This is a genomic window from uncultured Winogradskyella sp. (genome assembly GCF_947498345.1).
Taxonomy (GTDB): domain Bacteria; phylum Bacteroidota; class Bacteroidia; order Flavobacteriales; family Flavobacteriaceae; genus Winogradskyella.
The window spans coordinates 1-1481 of the sequence record NZ_CANMJY010000024.1 but is presented as its reverse complement, the minus strand read 5'-3'; the positions used below and the strand labels follow the sequence as shown (position 1 = coordinate 1481).

Below are 1481 nucleotides of genomic sequence, written 5' to 3'. Positions count from 1 at the left end.
TTGTATAACGTCAGCAAAAAGTGAACTTGATATAGTTGTTATTTGAGCGAGATTATAGAAGTAAATTTATAATCTTAAAAACAAATAGTAATGACAAAAAAGCAAAGTACAAGCTCCCTAATTAGTGGCATGAAAAGAAAGACTCGAAAGCTCTTCAGTTCAGAAGAAAAAATACGCATCATCATAGATGGTATGCGTGGAGAATATACTGTGGCAGAACTCTGTAGAAAAGAAGGAATCAACCAAGGGACATACTATAAGTGGACCAAAGACTTTATGGATGCGGGAAAGAGGCGTTTAAACGGTGATACCTTAAGGGAAGCTAATACAACAGAAGTCAACGAATTAAGAGTAGAGAATAAATCCTTAAAGGAACTAGTAGCAGAACTTTCATTGGACAATAGGGTTTTGAAAAAAAACTTAAATGGAGACGATTAAAAAGGCGAAAGTATATGCATTATAATCAAAGAGAGAAATATGAGCTTATTAAGCTTGTTGAGCAGTCTGATCTAGGGGTGATTCGTACACTAAAGGAATTGAAACTTAATAAGACAACCTTTTATAACTGGTATAATTCTTATTTGGAAAGAGGCTATGATGGATTGGCCAGGAAATCATCCAAAAGACAAGAGACTTGGAATAAAATCAATATATCGGATAGAAATAAAGTTGTTGAAATTGCTTTAGAAAAACCTGAATTATCATCTAGAGAACTTGCTTGGCATATTACAGATACTTATGGCTACTATATTAGTGAGTCAAGTGTGTACCGTATATTAAAGGCCAATGGACTTATTTCTGTTCCAAGTTTTACAATTGTTAGTGCATCAGATAGTTTTCATGATAAAACCTCTAGAGTTAATCAAATGTGGCAAACTGATTTTACATATTTTAAAATTATGGGATGGGGATGGTATTATCTATCAACGGTATTGGATGACTATAGCAGATTTATTGTGACATGGAAGCTTTGTTCTACGATGAAAGCAGATGACGTCATTGACACTTTGGACGAAGCTTTAATAAAAACAAACCCCAGTCAATCAAGACCTAAATTGCTGTCTGACAATGGATCTTGTTACGTCTCTAATCAACTAGCAGATTATTTACAAGATTTAGATATAAAACACGTAAGAGGAAGACCATTACATCCTCAAACACAAGGAAAAATTGAACGGTACCATCGCTCTATGAAGAATATTGTAAAACTTGATAATTATTATAGTCCTGGGCAGTTAGAAAATAAACTAACTGATTTTGTACAGTACTATAACTTTGAAAGATATCATGAATCTTTACAAAATTTAACGCCAGCAGATGTATATTATGGAAAGGCAGAAACTAAAATTAAACAACGAATATTAACTAAAAAAAGAACCTTGAAACAAAGAAAAAATCAATATCAAAAATTTAGCTTAAATTAGTAAAACTTCTCGCTTAAATTTCTAACAGAAAAGTTCAACTTTATTTGAAGACATACA

The 1481-nt window shown here is 32.3% G+C and carries 1 pseudogene; it reads left to right on the top strand.

Annotation, left to right across the window (positions count from 1 at the left end):
• Positions 1 to 90: 90 nt before the first annotated feature.
• Positions 91 to 1424, top strand: a pseudogene (locus tag Q0912_RS17445) (IS3 family transposase).
• Positions 1425 to 1481 lie beyond the last annotated feature (57 nt).